This window comes from Streptomyces sp. NBC_00878 (assembly GCF_026341515.1).
Classification (GTDB): domain Bacteria; phylum Actinomycetota; class Actinomycetes; order Streptomycetales; family Streptomycetaceae; genus Streptomyces.
Map to the genome: position 1 here is coordinate 6,114,095 of NZ_JAPEOK010000001.1, position 15,511 is coordinate 6,129,605.

15 protein-coding genes are annotated in these 15,511 nt (G+C 70.5%); 12 read left to right on the top strand and 3 right to left on the bottom strand.

Going from position 1 to position 15,511, the window contains the following annotated elements; translation table 11 throughout:
• The first annotated feature begins 33 nt into the window (after positions 1-33).
• Positions 34-720, top strand: coding sequence for a response regulator transcription factor (locus OHA11_RS26375; RefSeq protein WP_266500396.1), 687 nt, complete (start codon positions 34-36; stop codon positions 718-720).
• 173 nt (positions 721-893) lie between these two features.
• Here the strand turns inward: OHA11_RS26375 and OHA11_RS26380 are convergent, their stop codons facing one another.
• On the bottom strand, positions 894-2,165 hold the full coding sequence (locus OHA11_RS26380) for a low specificity L-threonine aldolase (RefSeq protein ID WP_266500399.1): 1,272 nt from the start codon (positions 2,163-2,165) through the stop codon (positions 894-896).
• A 148-nt stretch (positions 2,166-2,313) separates the two neighbouring features.
• On the opposite strand from OHA11_RS26380, the gene OHA11_RS26385 reads away from it, so the two are divergent.
• The 10 genes from OHA11_RS26385 (at position 2,314) to OHA11_RS26430 (ending at position 10,994) form a co-directional block, all read left to right on the top strand.
• Complete coding sequence (locus OHA11_RS26385) at positions 2,314-3,333, top strand: Rossmann-like and DUF2520 domain-containing protein (protein WP_266500402.1); 1,020 nt, start codon at positions 2,314-2,316, stop codon at positions 3,331-3,333.
• A 31-nt stretch (positions 3,334-3,364) separates the two neighbouring features.
• Complete coding sequence (gene panC / locus OHA11_RS26390) at positions 3,365-4,357, top strand: pantoate--beta-alanine ligase (protein WP_266500405.1); 993 nt, start codon at positions 3,365-3,367, stop codon at positions 4,355-4,357.
• Between the two features lie 23 nt (positions 4,358-4,380).
• Entirely contained in the window at positions 4,381-6,141 is a 1,761-nt protein-coding gene (locus OHA11_RS26395) for an L-aspartate oxidase (RefSeq protein WP_266507471.1), read from the top strand.
• Positions 6,142-6,146: 5 nt separating this feature from the next.
• Positions 6,147-7,220, top strand: coding sequence for a carboxylating nicotinate-nucleotide diphosphorylase (gene nadC, locus OHA11_RS26400; protein ID WP_266500406.1), 1,074 nt, complete (start codon positions 6,147-6,149; stop codon positions 7,218-7,220).
• A 2-nt stretch (positions 7,221-7,222) separates the two neighbouring features.
• A complete protein-coding gene (locus tag OHA11_RS26405; protein WP_266500408.1) occupies positions 7,223-8,020 on the top strand; it encodes a type III pantothenate kinase in 798 nt (265 codons plus the stop codon).
• A 284-nt stretch (positions 8,021-8,304) separates the two neighbouring features.
• Positions 8,305-8,973 carry a hypothetical protein gene (locus OHA11_RS26410; RefSeq protein ID WP_266507473.1) on the top strand — a complete coding sequence of 223 codons (669 nt, stop codon included), beginning with the start codon at positions 8,305-8,307 and terminating at the stop codon, positions 8,971-8,973.
• A 64-nt stretch (positions 8,974-9,037) separates the two neighbouring features.
• The gene (locus OHA11_RS26415; RefSeq protein ID WP_266500410.1) at positions 9,038-9,217 is read left to right on the top strand and encodes a hypothetical protein; all 180 of its coding nucleotides are present in this window, start codon (positions 9,038-9,040) and stop codon (positions 9,215-9,217) included.
• A 152-nt stretch (positions 9,218-9,369) separates the two neighbouring features.
• Positions 9,370-9,861 (top strand): BlaI/MecI/CopY family transcriptional regulator, encoded by a 492-nt coding sequence (locus tag OHA11_RS26420; RefSeq protein WP_266500412.1) that lies wholly within the window; start codon positions 9,370-9,372, stop codon positions 9,859-9,861.
• Between the two features lie 9 nt (positions 9,862-9,870).
• Positions 9,871-10,410 (top strand): amino-acid N-acetyltransferase, encoded by a 540-nt coding sequence (locus OHA11_RS26425; protein ID WP_266500414.1) that lies wholly within the window; start codon positions 9,871-9,873, stop codon positions 10,408-10,410.
• A gap of 248 nt (positions 10,411-10,658) precedes the next feature.
• A complete protein-coding gene (locus OHA11_RS26430) occupies positions 10,659-10,994 on the top strand; it encodes an Lsr2 family protein (protein WP_266500417.1) in 336 nt (111 codons plus the stop codon).
• A gap of 8 nt (positions 10,995-11,002) precedes the next feature.
• Here OHA11_RS26430 and OHA11_RS26435 read toward each other — a convergent pair whose 3' ends face one another.
• Entirely contained in the window at positions 11,003-11,713 is a 711-nt protein-coding gene (locus OHA11_RS26435; protein WP_266500418.1) for an SCO3374 family protein, read from the bottom strand.
• A gap of 429 nt (positions 11,714-12,142) precedes the next feature.
• Here OHA11_RS26435 and OHA11_RS26440 point away from each other — a divergent pair, with 429 nt between their 5' ends.
• Entirely contained in the window at positions 12,143-14,671 is a 2,529-nt protein-coding gene (locus OHA11_RS26440; protein WP_266500421.1) for an ATP-dependent Clp protease ATP-binding subunit, read from the top strand.
• Positions 14,672-14,841: 170 nt separating this feature from the next.
• On the opposite strand, the gene OHA11_RS26445 is transcribed toward OHA11_RS26440, so the two are convergent.
• A complete protein-coding gene (locus OHA11_RS26445; protein ID WP_266500423.1) occupies positions 14,842-15,480 on the bottom strand; it encodes an HAD family acid phosphatase in 639 nt (212 codons plus the stop codon).
• Positions 15,481-15,511 lie beyond the last annotated feature (31 nt).

Here is a 15,511-nt window from a genome sequence, read left to right on the forward strand (position 1 = left end):
TTCAGCTCCACGAACCGACCGGAGGACCTTCCCATGCCGATCCGCGTGATGCTCGTCGACGACCAGGTGCTGCTGCGCACCGGGTTCCGGATGGTGCTCGCCGCCCAGCCGGACATGGAGGTCGTGGGGGAGGCGGGCGACGGCGTCGAGGCCCTCCAGGTGCTGCGCACGACCGAGGTCGACGTGGTGCTGATGGACGTCCGTATGCCGAAGCTCGACGGGGTGGAGACCACCCGCCGCATCTGCCAGGACGAGAACCCGCCGAAGGTGCTGATCCTGACCACCTTCGACCTCGACGAGTACGCCTTCTCGGGGCTCAAGGCCGGCGCCTCCGGCTTCATGCTCAAGGACGTGCCGCCCGGCGAGCTCCTCGCCGCGATCCGCTCCGTGCACAGCGGCGACGCGGTGGTCGCGCCCTCCACGACCCGGCGCCTGCTCGACCGGTTCGCGCCGATGCTGCCGAACGCCGGCAAGGAGCCCCAGTACAAGGAGCTGGAGCGGCTCACCGAGCGCGAGCGCGAGGTGATGATCCTGGTCGCCCAGGGGCTGTCGAACGGCGAGATCGCGGCCCGGCTCGTCCTCTCCGAGGCGACGGTCAAGACCCACGTGGGCCGCATCCTCACGAAGCTGGGCCTGCGCGACCGCGTCCAGGTCGTCGTCCTCGCGTACGAGACGGGTCTGGTACGGGCCGGGGGCGGCGGGGGCGCAGGACAGGGCTGAGGCGTCCGGAAGCGGGGCAGGGGCACAAGCCCGGCCGCTCGGCCGCTCGGCCGCTCGGCCGACCATGCCGTGCCGGTCAGCCCTCGTCCGTGCCGGTCGGCCGTTGACCGTGTCATTGAGCGGGGAAGCCGGGCCACGAAGCTCTTCCCTGGGGAAGCGGGCCACGAAGTCCGTCAGTGGGGAAGCCGGGCCGCGAAGTCCGTGACCGCGGTCCGTACGTCGTCCGGCGTCCACTCCAGGCCCGGCGCGCCCACCGTGACCTCGGTGAAGGCCAGCCCGGGGCCGCCCCGGACCCAGGGCTGCGGGAACAGGCTGGTCCTCGTCTCCTCGGCCTGCAGTGTCCCCGTGTCGGTCAGGACGTCGGCGTCGTACGGCAGCCAGACCTGGAACTGGTGCGTGTGCGGTTCCTCGGGGTGGACCCGCGCCCAGGGCACCCCGGCCGCGGCGAACCCCTCGCGCAGCGCCGCGGCGACCACGCGCGCGTGGGCCACGTATTCCGGGAGCCGCGGCAGCTCCTTCTCCAGGCCGATCAGCGCGGACAGGACGGTGGGGAACTGCTGGAGGATCTGCCCGCCGTACCGGTGGCGCCAGGCCTTCGCCTCGTCGACGAGTGTCTTCGGGCCCGCGAGTGCGGCGCCGCCGAATCCGTCGAGCGACTTGTAGAACGACACGTAGACGCTGTCCGCGAGGTCCGCGATCTCGTCCAGGGAGCGGCCGAAGTGGGTGGTGCACTCCCACAGGCGGGCCCCGTCGACGTGCACCACGGCGTCGCGTTCGCGCGCCGCCTCCGTGACGGCGACCAGTTCCTCCCAGGACGGGAGGACGAAACCGGCCTCCCTGAGGGGCAGTTCGAGGAACAGCGTCCCGAAGGGCTCCTCCAGGTCGCGTATTTCGTCGGCTGAGGGCATCCGCGGTTCCCGTGTCGGATGGACGGTCCGCAGGCCGCTGAGCGTGCCCAAGGAATGGCGTTCGTGGACCTCCGGGTGGGAGAGGGGATGCATCGCCACCGTCGTACTGCACGTACGGCCCGCCCAGCAGCGCAGTGCGACCTGCTGGGCCATGGTGCCCGAGGGGAAGAAGGCGGCGGCCTCCGTGCCGAGCAGGCCGGCGACCCGCTCCTCCAGGGTCTCGACGATCCCGTCGCCGTACATGTCCACCGGCTTGTCCAGGTCGTACACGTCCGGGGCGGAGTCCGTCAGCCGGGTCAGCAGCTCACCGACCGTGGAGCGGAAACCGGGACGCCACAGCACCCGCCGCGCCCCTCGCCAGGCGACCCTGCGCCGCTCACGCCGCCGCTCGGCCGTCTCTTCGGTCGTCTCGTCTCCGGTCGTCTCGTCTTCGGCAGTCTCGTGAGTCGTCTCTTCGGTTGTCGCCTCCGCCCCCTCCACGCCCTTTGTCGGCAGTCCCGCCGATCCGTCCGCCGCCCGCCCCGTCGTATCGCTCATGCTCCGGATCATGCAGGACACCACGGCGGCCGGTCATACGAATTCCCCACAGCCTGTGGACAAGAAAACGGGCCCCGGACCAATCGCGTTAACATGACGAGAAATCGTCCGGTACCCGGAGCGGACTGGAACGGAAGGCCGCCGTCGAGTGAGTACATTCCCTCAGCCAGACCCCAAGGACCGCCCCGCGCGGCTCACCGTCGGTGTGGTCGGTGCCGGTCGTGTGGGCCCCGCCCTGGCCGCGTCGCTGCAGCTCGCCGGACACCGCCCGGTGGCCGTCTCCGGTGTCTCCGACGCCTCCCGGCGCCGTGCCGCGCAACTGCTGCCCGACGTGCCGCTGGTGACCCCCGAGCAGGTCCTGGAGCGGTCCGACCTGGTGCTCCTGACCGTCCCGGACGACGCCCTGCCTGGACTCGTGGAGGGCCTCGCCGAGACCGGTGCCGTACGGCCGGGACAGCTTGTCGTGCACACCTCCGGGCGGTACGGCACAAGGGTCCTGGACCCCGCGCTGCGGGCCGGGGCGCTGCCGCTCGCGCTGCACCCCGCGATGACGTTCACCGGGACCCCGGTCGACGTCCAGCGCCTCGCCGGATGCTCCTTCGGGGTCACCGCGCCCGAGGAGCTGCGCCTCGCCGCCGAGGCCCTGGTCATCGAGATGGGCGGCGAGCCCGAGTGGGTCGCCGAGGCCTCCAGGCCGCTGTACCACGCGGCCCTCGCGCTCGGCGCCAACCACCTGGTGACGCTGGTCGCCGAGTCGATGGAACTGCTGCGCGCGGCGGGCGTCGAGGCCCCCGACCGGATGCTCGGCCCGCTGCTCGGCGCCGCCCTGGACAACGCTCTGAGGTCGGGCGACGCGGCCCTCACGGGACCGGTGGCGCGCGGCGACGCGGGCACGGTCGCCGTGCACGTCGCCGAGTTGCGCAAGCACGCGCCCCAGACCGTCGCCGGCTACCTGGCGATGGCCCGCGCGACCGCCGACCGGGCCCTCGCCCACGGCCTGCTCAAGCCGGAGCTCGCCGAGGACCTCCTCGATGTACTCGCCAACGGCACCGCCGGAGTCGCGGGCACGGGCGGAAGCGGCGGGACCGGCGGAAGCGGAGGGTCCGGCGGGGCGAGTGGCGCCGACGGAACCGACGGGACCAACGGGACCGAAGGAGACGCCCGGTGACGCGCACAGGTGCCGAGAGCGGAGACCCCCGATGACCACCACCACCGTGCTGCGCACCGCCGACGAGCTCCACGCGCGCGTGCGCACCGGCCGCCGTGCCGTCGTGATGACCATGGGCGCCCTGCACGAGGGCCACGCCACCCTGATCCGCACCGCCCGCGAGATCGCGGGCGACGGAGAGGTCGTCGTCACCGTCTTCGTGAACCCCCTCCAGTTCGGCGCGGGCGAGGACCTCGACCGCTACCCGCGCACCCTGGACGCCGACGTCAAGATCGCCGAACGGACGGGCGCGGACACCGTGTTCGCCCCCTCCGTGGACGAGGTCTACCCGGGCGGCGAACCCCAGGTCCGCATCAGCGCGGGCCCCATGGGCGAGCGACTGGAGGGCTCGACGCGCCCCGGGCACTTCGACGGCATGCTCACCGTCGTCGCCAAGCTGCTGCACCTCACCCGCCCCGACATGGCGCTGTTCGGGCAGAAGGACGCCCAGCAGCTCGCCCTGATCCGCCGCATGGTGCGCGACCTGAACTTCGGCGTGGAGATCGTCGGCGTCCCGACCGTGCGCGAGGCCGACGGCCTGGCCCTGTCCAGCCGCAACCGCTACCTGTCGGCCACCGAGCGCCGCACCGCGCTCGCCCTCTCCCAGGCCCTGTTCGCGGGCAGCGACCGGCACGCCGCCCAGGAGGCCCTGCGCGCGCGTGCCCGTGAGGTGCCCGCCACGCACGCGCGTGCCGAGGCCCTCAGCGCCATCGGCGAGTCCCGCGCCGCGGCCGACACGCACGCCGTCGCCAAGGCGGTCCCCGGCGGCCCCGCCGCGGTCCGCGCCGCCGCCCGCCTCGTCCTCGACGACGCGGCCCGCCTCAACCCGCCGCTCGCGCTGGACTACCTGGCGCTGGTCGATCCGTCCGACTTCACCGAGATCCCGGACGATCACACCGGCGAGGCGGTCCTCGCCGTCGCCGCCCGGGTCGGGACGACCCGGCTGATCGACAACATTCCTCTGACCTTCGGAGCCGCCTCGTGACCAGCACAGGCACCAGCACAGGCATACGCCCGCCCGTCGCCCACCACCACCCTCAACCGAGAGCACTTCGCGCTCGCCTCCCTCGACTGCACGCGCCCGCACCAGGCTGGTCCATCGCCGCCGACGTCGTGGTCGTCGGCTCCGGAGTCGCCGGACTCACCGCGGCCCTGCGCTGCGACGCCGCCGGTCTGCGCACCGTCGTCGTCACCAAGGCCCGCCTCGACGACGGCTCCACCCGCTGGGCCCAGGGCGGCATAGCCGCGGCCCTCGGCGAGGGCGACACCCCCGAGCAGCACCTCGACGACACGCTGGTGGCGGGCGTGGGCCTGTGCGACGAGGACGCCGTCCGCATCCTCGTCACCGAGGGCCCCGACGCCGTACGCCGCCTCATCGAGACCGGCGCCCACTTCGACGAGTCCGAAGGGGGCGTCCTGGAGCTGACCCGGGAGGGCGGCCACCACCGCCGCCGCATCGCCCACGCGGGCGGCGACGCGACCGGCGCCGAGATCTCCCGGGCCCTGGTCGAGGCGGTACGCGCGCGTGGCCTGCGTACGGTCGAGAACGCGCTCGTCCTGGACCTCCTCACGGACGCCGACGGACGCACCGCGGGTGTGACCCTGCACGTCATGGGAGAGGGCCAGCACGACGGCGTGGGAGCCGTCCACGCGCCCGCCGTGGTCCTCGCGACCGGCGGCATGGGCCAGGTCTTCTCGGCGACCACCAACCCCTCCGTCTCCACCGGCGACGGCGTGGCACTCGCCCTGCGCGCCGGTGCCGAGGTCAGCGACCTCGAATTCGTGCAGTTCCACCCGACCGTGCTGTTCCTCGGCCCGGACGCCGAGGGCCAGCAGCCCCTGGTCTCCGAGGCGGTCCGCGGCGAGGGCGCCCACCTGGTCGACGCGGCCGGCGTGCGCTTCATGGCCGGCCAGCACGAACTGGCCGAGCTCGCCCCCCGCGACATCGTCGCCAAGGGCATCATGCGGCGCATGCAGGAGCAGGACGCCGAGCACATGTACCTGGACGCCCGGCACTTCGGCGCCCCCATGTGGGAGCACCGCTTCCCGACGATCCTCGCCGCCTGCCGCGCCCACGGCATCGACCCCGTCACCGAGCCCGTCCCGGTCGCCCCCGCCGCCCACTACGCCTCCGGAGGCGTCCGTACGGACTCCCGGGGCCGTACGACCGTCCCCGGCCTGTACGCGTGCGGCGAGGTCGCCTGCACCGGTGTCCACGGCGCCAACCGGCTCGCCTCCAACTCCCTCCTGGAGGGCCTGGTCTACGCCGAGCGCATCGCGGCCGACATCGTGGGCGGCCACAAGGAGAACCGCCTCCACGCGCGCGTGCCCGCGCCGGTCGCCCACCCGGAGAAGCCCGCCCATCCGCTGCTCGCCGCCGAGGCACGCTTCGCGATCCAGCGGATCATGACCGACGGCGCCGGGGTCCTCCGCTCGGCCGCCTCCCTGGAGACCGCGGCCGAGCGCATCCGGCGGCTGCACACCGACGCCCGCGACGCCCTCGACGAGAACGGCAAGACGGCCGAGCCCGGCGTCGACACCTGGGAGGCCACCAACCTCCTGTGCGTGGCCCGCGTGCTCGTCGCCGCCGCCCGGCTGCGCGAGGAGACCCGCGGCTGCCACTGGCGCGAGGACAAAGGCGAACGGGACGACACGAACTGGCGGCGCCACATCGTCGTGCGGCTGAATCCCGACCGGACGCTCGCGGTACACACCACCGACACCCCAGACTTCCCCCCGACACAGCAGTCCCGTCCCCAGGAGCAGTGACAGAAGTGAGCACCCCCGACCTTCCCCTCCTCACCGGCGGTGGCTGCGGCGACGGCTGCGGCTGCGGCGCCGCAGGGGAGTACGACGTCGACTCCCCCGAATTCGCGGCGTACGCCGAGTGCGGGCTCGACCCGGCCCTCGCGCAGCTCCTCGCCGACGCCGGGCTCGACCCCGTAGAGATCGAGGACATCGCGCATCTGGCCATCGAGGAGGACCTCGACCACGGCGTGGACGTGACCACGGTCGCGACCATCCCCGAAGAGGCCGTCTCCACCGCCGACTTCACGGCCCGCGAGGCCGGTGTCGTGGCGGGCCTCAGGGTCGCCGAGGCGGTCGTCTCCGTGGTCTGCACGGACGAGTTCGAGGTCGAGCGGCACGTCGACGACGGCGACCGCGTCGAGGCCGGTCAGAAGCTCCTGAGCGTCACGACCCGCACCCGCGACCTGCTGACGGCCGAGCGCAGCGCGCTGAACCTCCTGTGCCGTCTCTCCGGCATCGCGACGGCCACGCGCGCGTGGGCCGACGTTCTGGAGGGCACCAACACGCGCGTGCGCGACACCCGCAAGACGACACCGGGACTGCGCTCCCTGGAGAAGTTCGCGGTCCGCATGGGCGGTGGCGTCAACCACCGCATGTCCCTCTCGGACGCGGCCCTCGTCAAGGACAACCACGTGGTCGCCGCGGGCGGCGTCGCCCAGGCCTTCAACGCCGTACGGGAGACCTTCCCGGACGTGCCGATCGAGGTCGAGGTCGACACCCTGCACCAGCTCCGCGAGGTCGTGGACGCGGGCGCCGACCTGATCCTCCTCGACAACTTCACGCCCGGCGAGTGCGAGGAGGCCGTGGCCATCGTGGACGGCCGCGCCCTCCTGGAGGCCTCCGGCCGCCTCACCCTGGACACCGCCCCGACGTACGCGAAGACCGGCGTCAACTTCCTCGCGGTGGGCGCCCTCACCCACTCCTCGCCCATCCTGGACATCGGCCTCGACCTGCGCGAAGACACCGAGGCGTCCCAGGCGTCCCAGGCCTCCGACGGCTCCGAAGCCTCCGACGCGTCGACGACGAGCGAGGCTGAGTAGGCATGCTGCTCACGATCGACGTAGGCAACACGCACACCGTCCTCGGCCTCTTCGACGGCGAGGACATCGTCGAGCACTGGCGCATCTCCACGGACGCCCGCCGCACCGCGGACGAGCTGGCCGTACTCCTCCAGGGCCTGATGGGCATGCACCCCCTCCTCGGCGAGGAACTGAGCGACGGCATCGACGGCATCGCTATCTGCGCGACGGTCCCCTCGGTCCTGCACGAGCTCCGCGAGGTGACCCGCCGCTACTACGGCGACGTCCCCGCGGTCCTCGTCGAACCGGGCGTGAAGACGGGCGTACCGATCCTCACGGACAACCCCAAAGAGGTCGGCGCCGACCGCATCATCAACGCGGTCGCGGCCGTGGAGCTCTACGGCGGCCCCGCGATCGTCGTCGACTTCGGTACGGCGACGACGTTCGACGCGGTGAGCGCGCGCGGCGAGTACATCGGCGGCGTCATCGCCCCCGGCATCGAGATCTCCGTCGAGGCCCTCGGCGTTCGGGGCGCCCAACTCCGCAAGATCGAGGTGGCCCGCCCGCGCAGCGTCATCGGCAAGAACACGGTCGAGGCCATGCAGTCGGGCATCATCTACGGCTTCGCGGGCCAGGTCGACGGCGTCGTCAACCGCATGGCCCGCGAACTCGCCGAGGACCCCGACGACGTCACCGTGATCGCGACGGGCGGCCTGGCCCCCATGGTCCTGGGCGAGTCCTCGGTGATCGACGAACACGAACCCTGGCTGACCCTGATCGGCCTCCGCCTGGTCTACGAAAGAAACGTGTCCCGCACGTAGGCGCCCCGAAGGGGCGCGGGGCTGTGCCGATTTGCGGCTCCTCCCCCACTCTCGGCTTCTCCCCCACTCTCGGCTTCGCTCGAGCGGGGGGACCCCCATGAGCGGGGGGACCCCCATCGTGGGCGCGACCAGCCCCCACCCGCACTCACCCACACCCCCCTCGGTGGCACCCCCGTCAGCACGGCGAGGCGAAGCCACGCCACACCGGTACCCGATCTACGGATTTTGTCTGATTAGCGCGTATCGTCGCGAGCATGCCCACGCCCTATGGATCCCGCGGCGGCATGGCGTTCGGTGCGGAGGAGCTGCGTGTGCTCCGACGTGCGCTCGCTCTCGCCCTCCACCCCAGCCCCGTCTCGGCCGAGGACGTCCAGGACTGTCTCCGCCTGGCCGAGGCAGTCGACGAGGCGGCCCGCGAGGGCGCCCGCCTGCGCGCCTTCCTGCTGGCCGACCTCGCCCGCTACCGCGCCGCACTGCCCGGCACGGCTGCCGGCTACCTGACGCTCCTGGAGGAGGCCCTGGGGGCCGGCTACCGCCCGGCCGCCGACGACCTCACCGCGCTGCGCGCCCTGCGCGGCAACCCCGTAGCGGCCACCCTCCTCGACCGCTGCCACGCCCTCGCGGAGCAGGACGTACGCACCCGTCTCGCCCTCGGCACGGTCCCGACCCCGACCCCGGTCACGGACTCGGTCCCGCTCCCGGCCTCCCGGAGCCGTGCGCGCACCCGCCTGACGGCCCTCCCGGGCGGACTCGCGGCCGCCACGGGGGATCCGGGCAGGAAGCCCGCGGAAAAGCCCGCCGAGAAACCCGCCGAGAAGCCGGCCGCCCCCCAGCCCAAGCCGCAGTCCCCGCGCCGCGACCGCCCCATCCCCACCCCGGGCGAGGTCTTCCCTCCGAGGCGCAAACCGGCCGCCCCACCCGCGAACCCGCCGCACCAGCTCGCTGCGGTCTAGCCCGCCCCGCCCTCGGACCGCCCCGCCCCCGGACCACCCCGCGGCCCTGGCTACTCTGGACGGCATGGACTACGTCTCCGCGCTCGTGCCCCCGGTAGTCATGGCCGTGTTCTTCACCGGTCTGATCGTGACGATCGTGAAGTCCCAGGGTGGTGCCAACAAGGCCAAGGAGGACGCGATGGTCGACGCGGCCCTCGCCCGTGCCGAGCACACCCGCCAGGCCACCCGCGACACCGGCGCCTGAGCTTCCGAGCTTCACCGGGGCGCCGAACGGCGCCCGCTTCATGGCGTACGACTCATCAGTTTTTCGAGTCGTACGCCCTTTTTGTTGCTGTTTGTCATCCAAAGCCACGTCCACCACGTGATCGGCGACATCTCCCCCTATTGTTCTGAGCTGTGCCTCGCCCATTGGGAGAACTCGAAGACGCGGTCATGACGCGGGTGTGGAAGTGGAACCGCCCGGTGACCGTTCGGGAAGTCCTGGAAGACCTTCAGCAGGAGCGGTCCATCGCGTACACCACGGTGATGACCGTTTTGGACAATCTCCATCAGAAGGGCTGGGTGCGCCGCGAAGCCGAAGGCCGGGCCTATCGATATGAGGCGGTCTCCACCCGTGCCGCCTACGCGGCGGCACTGATGAACGAAGCCTGGACCCAGAGCGACAACCCCGCCGCCGCTCTCGTCGCCTTCTTCGGCATGATGTCCCCGGAACAGCGCGAAGCACTGCGCGATGCCGTGCGTATGGTCCAAGGGCCGGAGGAAACCTCCGCGCCACGGAACCCGGCGGCCGAGAAGCCCGCAGTCGAGAACCCGGTAGTGGAGAACCCTCCGGTCGAGAACCCCGTCGGCGAGAACCCCGCCGCCCCTGGGGGCATGACCGGGCGATAGCGTCCGGTCATGCCAGCAGAGCAGCCCGAAGCCACCACTAAAGTCCTCACCGTCCGCCGGGCCAGGACCAGCGATGTCCCGGCGGTTCGACGCCTCCTCGACGCCTACGTCCGCGGCGGCATCCTGCTCGACAAAGCGACAGTGACGCTTTACGAGGACATCCAGGAGTTCTGGGTCGCGGAACGCGAGACCGGTTCAACTACCGAGGTCGTGGGCTGCGGCGCTCTGCACGTGATGTGGGAAGACCTCGCGGAAGTCCGCACTCTCGCCGTGGACACCGCGATGAAGGGCGCCGGCGTCGGCCATCAGTTGCTGGGGAAGTTGCTGGAGACGGCCCGCTGGCTCGGTGTTCGACGCGTATTCTGCCTGACCTTCGAAGTCGACTTCTTCGCGAAGCACGGCTTCGTGGAGATCGGTGAGACGCCTGTTGACACCGATGTCTACGCCGAGCTCTTGCGTTCCTATGACGAGGGCGTGGCCGAGTTCCTCGGTCTCGAACGAGTGAAACCGAACACCTTGGGCAACAGCCGGATGCTTCTGCATCTGTGATCGTCACCGCGTAATACCCCCGGCATACCTTCACCACTACACCGGCGGCCGTTGCCCAGGGGTCCTATGTCCGAAACGCGCATGTTTCCGGTCTCCCCGGTCCCGTCGGTCTCTCCCAGGGGTTTGTGTTTTTCCAGCAAAAGCGGTTTGCTTTCCGACGTACTGCAGTAGTGCATATAACTAGGGGCGTGAAACAGCGGCAGCCGCCGCGGACCCCGTCCCTGAAGATATCGATGAAAGGAAATCCGGTGGCACAGAAGGTTCAGGTCCTTCTTGTCGACGACCTCGACGGTGGCGAGGCGGACGAGACCGTGACGTTCGCGTTGGACGGCAAGACGTACGAGATCGATCTCACGACTGCCAATGCGGACAAGCTCCGTGGACTTCTTGAGGCGTACGTCAAGGGCGGTCGTCGTACCGGAGGCCGTGCCTCGGGGAGTCGTGGAAAGGCGCGCGCCGCTTCCGGTGGCAGCCAGGACACCGCGCAGATCCGTGCCTGGGCGAAGGAGAACGGTTACGAGGTCAATGACCGCGGTCGCGTTCCCGCGTCCATTCGCGAGGCGTACGAGAAGGCCAACGGCTGAACACAGCTCTACGAGAAGGCCAACGGCTGAACACAGGAACGGCGCAGCCGGAGGCGATGGCACTCCGTCGCCATCGTGTCCACGAGTCGTACGAGATCGGGGGCGCCCCCAACGCCCCCGCCGAGCGCCGACAGCGTCGGCAGCGACGGCTCCACCTCGCAGCCTGGCTCAGGGGGCCGCAGCCACAGAGCGGCCCCCTGCGAGCTGTTCGCGGGGATATTGACGGGGATGCGTGCGGGGATGTTCGTGGGGATGCGCGCAGGGGTGGGCGTGGGCACGGGGGTCCCCGCGGGTCGCGCCGTGCCGGGCGGCAGTGGCGCCTCGATGCGCCCGCCCTCGCCGATCGCCCTGAGATCCGGCGCGAGAGCCCCCCACTCCAGCCAGTCGAGCAGCCCCGGCAGTTCGTCCGCGCTGCCCGCCGCCACCAGAATCCGCATCCGGTCCGCCCGTACGGCCACCGGAGAGCCCGGCCCCAGATGCCGCAGCGCCGCGTAGCCCGCCTCCACGGGTGCGTCCAGGACGTCGAAACGCAGCCCCGTCGGCAGGTCGACGGGCGTGCCGGGCACGGTCGGCCAGCCCAGTTCGTTCTCGTACCAATGCCGGACCGCGCGACTTACGTGGACCGCGTGGACCGCGTGGCTTGCGCGACTCGGGTGGCTCGGGTTGCTCGGGCGGCTCGTGTCGAGCGGCCGACGAGGAGAGGGGACCATGGAGACCATGCAGGGCCAACCGCTGGAACGGCGTTCGAGTTACGCTGGGTGGCTGCGCGTGCGCGCAGGGTGTCCGGAATGCGGGCGCTCGGGGGCCGTCGGCGGCGCAAGGTTGTTCGCCCGTAGCGGAGGGAACCGGTGTGCTCGGCATGGAGTGTCAGTGCGTACGGGTAAGACATCCCTAGTGGGAGGGGCGACACGCAAGGCTCGGGCATCTCACGTTCGCCATCGGCGTACAGATGGTGGGGGTATCTGTCTGGCCTGCGGGAACATCGTCTCGCACCATCAGGTTGGAGCAGATGTCGGCGTTCGGGGTCAGGAGGCCAAGGACGGTGTCGGCAGTTGGAATGAGCGGTCCCCGCTTGCGGGACTAAGCTGCGGAAGGACAGGGAGGGGAGCGTCCCCTTACTGCCTGACCGCTCTGAGGAGCGATTAACGATGTTCGAGAGGTTCACCGACCGCGCGCGGCGGGTTGTCGTCCTGGCTCAGGAAGAAGCCCGGATGCTCAACCACAACTACATCGGCACCGAGCACATCCTCCTGGGCCTGATCCACGAGGGTGAGGGTGTCGCCGCTAAGGCCCTGGAGAGCCTCGGGATTTCGCTCGAGGCGGTCCGCCAGCAGGTGGAGGAGATCATCGGGCAGGGTCAGCAGGCCCCGTCCGGGCACATTCCCTTCACCCCCCGTGCCAAGAAGGTCCTGGAGCTGTCGCTCCGCGAGGCCCTTCAGCTGGGCCACAACTACATCGGCACGGAACACATCCTGCTCGGCCTGATCCGGGAGGGCGAGGGCGTCGCCGCCCAGGTCCTGGTCAAGCTGGGCGCAGACCTCAACCGGGTGCGGCAGCAGGTCATCCAGCTGCTCTCCGGCTACCAGGGCAAGGAGACCGCCGGCGCAAGCGGTGGTCCCGCCGAGGGCACTCCCTCGACGTCCCTGGTCCTCGACCAGTTCGGCCGGAATCTCACCCAGGCCGCTCGTGAGTCCAAGCTCGACCCGGTCATCGGGCGCGAGAAGGAGATCGAGCGGGTCATGCAGGTGCTGTCCCGGCGTACGAAGAACAACCCGGTCCTGATCGGTGAGCCCGGCGTCGGCAAGACCGCCGTCGTCGAGGGTCTCGCCCAGGCCATCGTCAAGGGTGAGGTGCCCGAGACCCTCAAGGACAAGCACCTCTACACCCTGGACCTCGGCGCCCTGGTCGCCGGCTCCCGCTACCGCGGTGACTTCGAGGAGCGCCTGAAGAAGGTCCTCAAGGAGATCCGCACCCGCGGCGACATCATCCTGTTCATCGACGAGCTGCACACGCTCGTGGGTGCGGGTGCCGCGGAAGGCGCCATCGACGCGGCTTCGATCCTGAAGCCCATGCTGGCGCGCGGCGAGCTCCAGACCATCGGTGCCACCACGCTCGACGAGTACCGCAAGCACCTGGAGAAGGACGCCGCGCTGGAGCGCCGCTTCCAGCCGATCCAGGTCGCGGAGCCGTCGCTGCCGCACACCATCGAGATCCTCAAGGGTCTGCGCGACCGCTACGAGGCGCACCACCGCGTGTCCATCACGGACGAGGCCCTGGTGCAGGCGGCGACGCTCGCCGACCGGTACATCTCGGACCGCTTCCTGCCGGACAAGGCGATCGATCTGATCGACGAGGCCGGCTCCCGGATGCGTATCCGCCGGATGACCGCGCCGCCGGACCTCCGCGAGTTCGACGAGAAGATCGCCGGTGTGCGGAGGGACAAGGAGTCGGCCATCGACTCCCAGGACTTCGAGAAGGCGGCCTCCCTCCGCGACAAGGAGAAGCAGCTTCTCGCCGCGAAGGCCAAGCGGGAGAAGGAGTGGAAGGCCGGCGACATGGACGTCGTCGCCGAGGTCGACGGCGAGCTGATCGCCGAGGTCCTCGCGACCGCCACCGGCATCCCGGTCTTCAAGCTGACCGAGGAGGAGTCGAGCCGCCTGCTGCGCATGGAGGACGAGCTCCACAAGCGGGTCATCGGCCAGGTCGACGCGGTCAAGGCGCTCTCGAAGGCGATCCGTCGTACGCGCGCCGGTCTGAAGGACCCGAAGCGTCCCGGTGGATCGTTCATCTTCGCCGGTCCGTCCGGTGTCGGTAAGACCGAGCTGTCCAAGGCGCTCGCCGAGTTCCTCTTCGGTGACGAGGACGCGCTGATCTCCCTCGACATGTCGGAGTTCAGCGAGAAGCACACGGTCTCGCGTCTCTTCGGTTCGCCTCCCGGTTACGTGGGCTACGAAGAGGGCGGTCAGCTGACGGAGAAGGTCCGCCGCAAGCCGTTCTCGGTGGTCCTGTTCGACGAGGTCGAGAAGGCCCACCCGGACATCTTCAACTCGCTGCTGCAGATCCTGGAGGACGGTCGCCTGACCGACTCCCAGGGCCGGGTCGTGGACTTCAAGAACACGGTCATCATCATGACGACCAACCTCGGCACCCGGGACATCTCCAAAGGCTTCAACCTTGGCTTCGCGGCCTCGGGCGACAAGAAGACCAACTACGAGCGCATGAAGAACAAGGTCTCGGACGAGCTCAAGCAGCACTTCCGGCCCGAGTTCCTCAACCGCGTCGACGACGTGGTCGTCTTCCCGCAGCTGACCCAGGAGGACATCCTCACGATCGTCGACCTGATGATCGGCAAGGTGGACGAGCGACTCAAGGACCGGGACATGGGCATCGAGCTCTCCCAGTCCGCGAAGGAGCTGCTGGCGCAGAAGGGTTACGACCCGGTGCTGGGCGCGCGTCCGCTGCGGCGCACGATCCAGCGCGAGGTCGAGGACTCCCTGTCGGAGAAGATCCTCTTCGGCGAGCTGCGTCCCGGCCACATCGTGGTCGTCGACACGGAGGGCGAGGGCGAGGCCAAGACCTTCACCTTCCGCGGTGAGGAGAAGTCGGCGCTGCCCGACGTCCCGCCGATCGAGCAGGCGGCCGGCGGAGCCGGTCCCAACCTCAGCAAGGACGCGTGACCCTGCGGGGTTCCGCCTGAGACTGAGTCCTGAGACTGAGTCCTGAGAACGACCGAAGGGGCCGGTGCCATCAAGGCATCGGCCCCTTCGTCATGCCAGGCCCTGGCTACGACAACTGGCCGTCGTCACAGGCCCCGGTTACGACAACTGGCCGTCGTCACAGGCCCCGGTTACGACAACTGACCGTCGTAGTCCGGCAGCTTGTACGTCTTCTCGGCGTGCCCGCCCGACAGGTCGGTGGCGCTGTTGCCGATGTTCGCGATGATCGTGTAGCCGTTGGCCTCGATGGCCGCGCGCTGGGCCGTCTTGTACTCGGCCACGTCCCTGAACAGGTCGATGAAGTTGCGGACGTACAGGCCGGAGACCTGGTAGCCGACGTACTTGAGGTTGTACTCCGTCAACGACTTGATGATGTCCGGGCGGGCGGTGACGAAGAACAGGGCGACGCCGCGGTCCTGGGCGTACTTGGCCACGTCGAGGACGGGCGCGTTGGCCGGCGACGGGTAGCTGAAGCCGAAGTCGGTCTCCAGCGTGGTGTTGTCGATGTCGAAGACGATGGCCTGCTTCTCGCCGGCGGACGCGTCGGCGATACGTTCCTTCAGGTAGGGCAGTGCCTCGGCCATGATGGCCCGGCAGTCCTTCTGCCAGGTGTCGTAGTCCACGTCCGCCGCGGCGGCGGTCACCGCGGCGGTGGCCGCGGCGGGGGCGGCGGCCGGGGCCGCGGCGGTGGCAGGGATCGCCAGGGCCGCGGTGACGGCGGTGGCGGCGGCGGTCACGCCTATCAGGCGCTGCCAGCTTCTTCCTGTCATGGGTTGGGGAGTTCCTCTCGCATCGGAGCGC

Excerpts from the sequence above, each read along its gene's own strand:
- OHA11_RS26380 (WP_266500399.1), bottom strand. The coding sequence starts at position 2,165 with ATGAGCGATACGACGGGGCGGGCGGCGGACGGATCGGCGGGACTGCCG.
- panC (WP_266500405.1), top strand. The coding sequence starts at position 3,365 with ATGACCACCACCACCGTGCTGCGCACCGCCGACGAGCTCCACGCGCGC.
- OHA11_RS26440 (WP_266500421.1), top strand. The coding sequence starts at position 12,143 with ATGTTCGAGAGGTTCACCGACCGCGCGCGGCGGGTTGTCGTCCTGGCT.
- OHA11_RS26415 (WP_266500410.1), top strand. The coding sequence starts at position 9,038 with ATGGACTACGTCTCCGCGCTCGTGCCCCCGGTAGTCATGGCCGTGTTC.
- OHA11_RS26445 (WP_266500423.1), bottom strand. The coding sequence starts at position 15,480 with ATGACAGGAAGAAGCTGGCAGCGCCTGATAGGCGTGACCGCCGCCGCC.
- OHA11_RS26375 (WP_266500396.1), top strand. The coding sequence starts at position 34 with ATGCCGATCCGCGTGATGCTCGTCGACGACCAGGTGCTGCTGCGCACC.
- OHA11_RS26410 (WP_266507473.1), top strand. The coding sequence starts at position 8,305 with ATGGCGTTCGGTGCGGAGGAGCTGCGTGTGCTCCGACGTGCGCTCGCT.
- OHA11_RS26405 (WP_266500408.1), top strand. The coding sequence starts at position 7,223 with ATGCTGCTCACGATCGACGTAGGCAACACGCACACCGTCCTCGGCCTC.
- OHA11_RS26425 (WP_266500414.1), top strand. The coding sequence starts at position 9,871 with ATGCCAGCAGAGCAGCCCGAAGCCACCACTAAAGTCCTCACCGTCCGC.
- OHA11_RS26435 (WP_266500418.1), bottom strand. The coding sequence starts at position 11,713 with ATGGTCTCCATGGTCCCCTCTCCTCGTCGGCCGCTCGACACGAGCCGC.